We start from the raw sequence: 4,433 nt of genomic DNA, 5'->3' as shown, positions 1-4,433 counted from the left end.
AGTAGTGGTATTTTTGATCGAGTCGAAGTTGCGGTGGCGCTACGTGCAACCGCAACTTCCGAGTGCGCGATCGCCTGAATCGACCGTTACCAAGCACCTGGAATTTCATAACCCGCAACTTGGATTACTAGGGAGAAAAGATACGCCAGAAGAATGCACCCAAACAAATCAGATAAGTGGCGGCAAAAAAGATATTGGGGAAGGTTGAACCTCGACAGGATGGACAACTGGGTCTTTGGCAGCAAAGAATCAAACAAACACCTGCTCAAATTTATGTGGTTCAACATCGAGAGACACACTCAAATCAAAGGTACATCCTCACCCGATGACCCAGAATTAAGGCAATACTGGACTAAAAGAGAAAGGAGTAAATCCAAAACTTTAGAACCCAGCAATCAAAAGATAGCAAAAAGACAAAACTATCTATGCCCAGTGTGTTATGAATCTCTATTTAATGGTGAAACTCTTCACCGACACCATATCACTCCGCGACATCAAAATGGCAAAAACCATATTGCCAATTTACAGTTAGTGCATTACTACTGCCATCAACAAATCCACTCTCATAGATTTAAATACTCCCCTCTTCCAGAGGAAGTATTAATCTAACAAAGTAGCATCCTTGACTTGCTTGAGCCGTGTACTTGGAAACTTGTAAGCACGGTTCTTAGGGGGGAAGGAGGCAGTAATGCCTCCGCCCTACCCGACAAGTTTAGGGGCAGAGAAGCGCTTCAGATTCGCGGTCGGGAGCGCTTTCTCTATGTACCTATAATACTAGCTATCTAGCTATATGTCAACCTAATGCTAGATAGCTATTGACAGGAAAGTATTAAACTATTATTCTGTAAGATAGAATTCAATGTAATGGACGTGAAATGTAAACTTCGGGAGTATATGGAGGAACAAGAGTTAACTCAGCAAGAGGTTGCTGCACGAACTGGGTTAAGTCCAACAATTATTGGAAGGCTGTATCACAATCGCTTCAGTCGTTTGGATAATCAGACGGTAATTAAGGTTTGCAAATTATTTAATGCTTCGTTAGGTGAAATGTTTTTTATTGATGAAAGTGCCTAAAGTTAGTAGACCGAAAAGTTTTGCGTTAGCGAAGCTCACGTTCGGTATCGCTGTTGTCAAGCGATGCCGAACGTGAGTGCGTCTCCAAGAGTTGGCTGGCTGCGCCTACGCCCAAGTCTTTGTGAGAATTGCGCTCTCACCAACTCGTGGCTTTCTATTCGTGGCGCATACTGCCGTAACCGTTGCCATTCTTCGATTGTCAATTCATCAAACGGTCAGTGTAGCAGTTCCTCACAGTCAGCGTTGTTGTAAATGCCATCGCCCACTATTTCAAAGCCGTATTTCTCGCACTCGTTGAAAATCTGGCACATGATTTCGTTTTCAGTACTACCATTCGTGTCTGTAGCGTTTTGCTCTTGTACTGGTAAAGAGCCGTCTTTGTAATGTGAGCAGATGTAGCGATCGCAAAGCATGACCGTAGCAGCACGGTGGACTTCCTTGTTGTTCACCATCACCACCCAAGGTCGCGTGTTTGTCGTCGTCGTAACTGATTGCGGCGATCAACTTATCCCCGGCGTAATATTCGTGGTCGTAGAACGAGATTTCGATGGGTGTCAGTGGTATCGAAGCAGGGGTGATGAATTGCTCAGGGTGGGCAGACTGGTGAGCGATGATTGCGTTTATCCAGGTTTCACTACCTCTCTTGTCTCCGGTGGGTGTTACGCCGAGTTCGGCAGCGATTCTTTTGAGGCGCGGGAGGTTGTAGCGTTGAAGAGCTTGCTGTGTGTAGGTTCGATGTGTCATGATATAGATTCCTGTAAAGGTTCAAAAGACGACGCTTTTGCTTACCAGGCTTGGGGTGTCGTCTTTTGTTATTACTATCATACCTACTAACAGTAGGTTGTTCAATAGGTAGTATCATGAGAGTAAGTTATCTATTGGTCACCTTTTCATCAATACTATTAATAGATAGACTACTAAAAGTAGGTTAGTCTATATATATGAATTCAACTCATGACTGTGGAAGTAAGGCTGAAGGAAATTAGGAACGAAAGAGGAATTTCGCAGAATGAACTAGCAAGACGGCTTGAGATGTCGCTGGCCAATGTTCAGAAAATCGAATATGGCAAGGCGAAATCAATACCTTTAGATACGCTAGATAGGTTGTGCAAAATTTTACAATGCGAAGTAGGTGAGTTACTAGTTCGTGTACCAGATGATGATGAGGGAAACTCAGAACTAGCAAAAAGTATGATTATTGAGGCTCAAGTGACAAATGTGTCTACAGATGTTTCTATTCCTAGTCATAGCAAAAAAACAAAATTAATTGAAGAGAAAGGGAAACTAAAATCTCTTATACAAATACTCTCATCAGAGTCAGCTGCATAGAAAAATCCCCTTTATATCTCATATATTCTGGAGTCCCCATGAAAGCAATTAAAGTGATGGCAACCATTAATGAGCATGGGCAACTTACTTTAGATCATCCCTTAATGACTGATAATAACAGTCGTGTTGAAGTAATTGTCCTGATCCCAGAAGCAGCAGAAATTGATGAAGATGAGCCATCTAAAAAAGTGATTGTAGAAGATTTTCGTCAAGCTTGGCATGAAGCTATGACCGGACAAACAATTCCCGTGGGTCAACTTTGGGAAGGACTTGAAGATGTCTGAGCAATCGTTTATTCAAGTTGAAGCCGCGCCAACTTTCAACCGAAATATACGCACCCTCGCCAAGAAATATCGGAGTATTCGTAATGATATACAACCCGTAATTGAACAACTTGAACGGGGAGAGCTACCTGGAGATCAAATATCTGGGATTGGTTATGCAGTTTTTAAGCATTACGTAAGCTCAAACCTTCAATCTGTAGTTGCGGCTTTGAGTTGTAACACTTTTGTCCGTGCGTTTGTAACACTTTCGCCAACAGTATCTTCGCTATATTTACCCCTACTTGGAGTACTCTAAGTACAACCCTCGTTGAGCAGATTCAGTACAGTAATAGTAGCAAAATTACCTTTGATTCTCAGATTCTCCCTGCTGTAGTTGTTGCACTACTTCTACTGATAAACCAGTAATCCGAGCGACCGCATCAACAGTCATACGTTCTGCTAGTAAGTTTCGGGCAATTTCATGAGCTTTTTGTTGACTTCCTTCTTCTCGCCCTTCTTCTCGCCCTTCTTCTCGCCCTTCTTCCTTGCCTTCGGTTTTAATTTGTTGGTAAATCACAGACTCTCGCATGATGTCTCTCCTGAATAAACGTGCAATCACTTCTTGTTCTAATACTAACCCGGCCAGAATTGCAGAGGCGGCAGCAATATTGCTTTGTGTCCGCCGGTCAGCAATTTTGTCAACAGCCGCAGCCGACAGTTGTAACGTAGCAACTTTATTCTCAGTAGCACTCAAGACCGCAAAGGGGAGTAATCCTGGTGTCGTCAAAAATATCTCACTTGGCTGCTCCCACAAACGAATCACTGAAAATTCGTGTCGCAAACTTCCAGCAGTGAAAGTAGTTTGATACACCTTCTCCGATTCGGTTTTATCTAAGTAAATTACCACTTGGTGCATTCGTTTCTTGGGAAAACGGCGATACACCCTCAAACGATAATCAGCCATCCGAAAAGGCATATCTTCATCGGGCTTGGTCTGAAATTCAACGTGGAGAACAACTTCGTCTGACTGCAACAATATTAATGCATCAGCACGAATAGGTTCTAAAGACAATTCTGTAGGACTTAATTTAGTCAAAGTAATGGGTTCTCCTAATAACCAAGTAGCGAAATCAGGAGAATACATTTCAGCGATGAATTTGCAGGTGTTATCAAACATGAACGAATTTTATCAGATATCAGCTACTTCCTTGAAGAACTCACGGAACAAGAAATAGTTCAAGGGATTGACAAACACTATAGCGAAGGTATAAAATCAATTCGCTTTTTCACCCATTCGCAATTCGCAATTAAACCAAGCCCCCAAGCCAGACACTTCGGCTGGGGTAATGACAAGCCTTGCTCCCGATGTGGATTATTTCTCTACGAGACGCTACCGCGAACGCGCCACAAGAGGCGAGGTTTTTACCTTTTCCCTTCTTGATAAAAGAATTTAAGTTATCTATAGAAGCTCTTATTTTCTCTAGAAACAAGGAGCAAGAAAATGAGCCTGACTCACTTTAATCACTCAAAAACCAGAGAATCGTCTTTAAGGAAAGCATTACGACAGATACAACACAGGAGCAATGCGATCGCTGCTAGTCAAACATCCTCTCAGGCTCCTGTTTAACAAAGTTTAGGAGGGGAGCAATGCGATTTTGTGAGCTGACTCCAAAGGTCGTGCGATCGCCGATCATCAATGCTGAGTATATGCGTATCTTAAAATACTTAGAAAGTGAATATTTTCACTAGAATTCATCTTTTTGATAT

The 4,433-nt window shown here is 42.5% G+C and carries 8 protein-coding genes; 6 read left to right on the top strand and 2 right to left on the bottom strand.

The genetic code is table 11. From position 1 onward, the window contains the following. From LC605_RS31270 to LC605_RS31260, 3 genes are all read left to right on the top strand, one after another. A partial coding sequence (locus tag LC605_RS31270; RefSeq protein ID WP_229551290.1) for a hypothetical protein occupies positions 1 to 208 on the top strand: 208 nt, incomplete at its 5' end. 11 nt (positions 209 to 219) lie between these two features. After that, positions 220 to 609, top strand: coding sequence for an HNH endonuclease (locus tag LC605_RS31265; RefSeq protein ID WP_229551289.1), 390 nt, complete (start codon positions 220 to 222; stop codon positions 607 to 609). Between the two features lie 255 nt (positions 610 to 864). Then, on the top strand, positions 865 to 1,074 hold the full coding sequence (locus LC605_RS31260; protein ID WP_229551288.1) for a helix-turn-helix transcriptional regulator: 210 nt from the start codon (positions 865 to 867) through the stop codon (positions 1,072 to 1,074). A 327-nt stretch (positions 1,075 to 1,401) separates the two neighbouring features. On the opposite strand, the gene LC605_RS31255 is transcribed toward LC605_RS31260, so the two are convergent. After that, the gene (locus LC605_RS31255) at positions 1,402 to 1,818 is read right to left on the bottom strand and encodes a hypothetical protein (RefSeq protein WP_229551287.1); all 417 of its coding nucleotides are present in this window, start codon (positions 1,816 to 1,818) and stop codon (positions 1,402 to 1,404) included. Between the two features lie 210 nt (positions 1,819 to 2,028). Between LC605_RS31255 and LC605_RS31250 the strand changes: the two genes are divergently transcribed. Genes LC605_RS31250 through LC605_RS31240 form a run of 3 tightly spaced genes read left to right on the top strand, consistent with a single transcriptional unit; the run spans position 2,029 to position 2,982 of the window. After that, complete coding sequence (locus LC605_RS31250) at positions 2,029 to 2,403, top strand: helix-turn-helix transcriptional regulator (protein WP_229551286.1); 375 nt, start codon at positions 2,029 to 2,031, stop codon at positions 2,401 to 2,403. A 38-nt stretch (positions 2,404 to 2,441) separates the two neighbouring features. Continuing rightward, on the top strand, positions 2,442 to 2,687 hold the full coding sequence (locus LC605_RS31245; RefSeq protein ID WP_229551285.1) for a hypothetical protein: 246 nt from the start codon (positions 2,442 to 2,444) through the stop codon (positions 2,685 to 2,687). Beyond that, positions 2,680 to 2,982: a hypothetical protein gene (locus LC605_RS31240; protein WP_229551284.1), complete on the top strand. Its 303-nt coding sequence runs from the start codon at positions 2,680 to 2,682 to the stop codon at positions 2,980 to 2,982. Before LC605_RS31245 ends, LC605_RS31240 begins: the two co-directional genes overlap by 8 nt. A 45-nt stretch (positions 2,983 to 3,027) precedes the next feature. Here the strand turns inward: LC605_RS31240 and LC605_RS31235 are convergent, their stop codons facing one another. Beyond that, complete coding sequence (locus tag LC605_RS31235) at positions 3,028 to 3,843, bottom strand: Rpn family recombination-promoting nuclease/putative transposase (protein WP_229551283.1); 816 nt, start codon at positions 3,841 to 3,843, stop codon at positions 3,028 to 3,030. Positions 3,844 to 4,433: the final 590 nt, after the last annotated feature.

It is taken from the genome of Nostoc sp. CHAB 5836, from assembly GCF_020829445.1.
Taxonomy (GTDB): domain Bacteria; phylum Cyanobacteriota; class Cyanobacteriia; order Cyanobacteriales; family Nostocaceae; genus Nostoc.
This window is presented reverse-complemented; position numbering and strand designations above follow the sequence as displayed.

Bases quoted from the DNA above. Each gene is read 5' to 3' on its own strand.
- LC605_RS31245 (WP_229551285.1), top strand. From the start codon at position 2,442: ATGAAAGCAATTAAAGTGATGGCAACCATTAATGAGCATGGGCAACTT.
- LC605_RS31235 (WP_229551283.1), bottom strand. From the start codon at position 3,843: ATGTTTGATAACACCTGCAAATTCATCGCTGAAATGTATTCTCCTGAT.
- LC605_RS31265 (WP_229551289.1), top strand. From the start codon at position 220: ATGGACAACTGGGTCTTTGGCAGCAAAGAATCAAACAAACACCTGCTC.
- LC605_RS31250 (WP_229551286.1), top strand. From the start codon at position 2,029: ATGACTGTGGAAGTAAGGCTGAAGGAAATTAGGAACGAAAGAGGAATT.
- LC605_RS31255 (WP_229551287.1), bottom strand. From the start codon at position 1,818: ATGACACATCGAACCTACACACAGCAAGCTCTTCAACGCTACAACCTC.
- LC605_RS31240 (WP_229551284.1), top strand. From the start codon at position 2,680: ATGTCTGAGCAATCGTTTATTCAAGTTGAAGCCGCGCCAACTTTCAAC.
- LC605_RS31260 (WP_229551288.1), top strand. From the start codon at position 865: ATGGACGTGAAATGTAAACTTCGGGAGTATATGGAGGAACAAGAGTTA.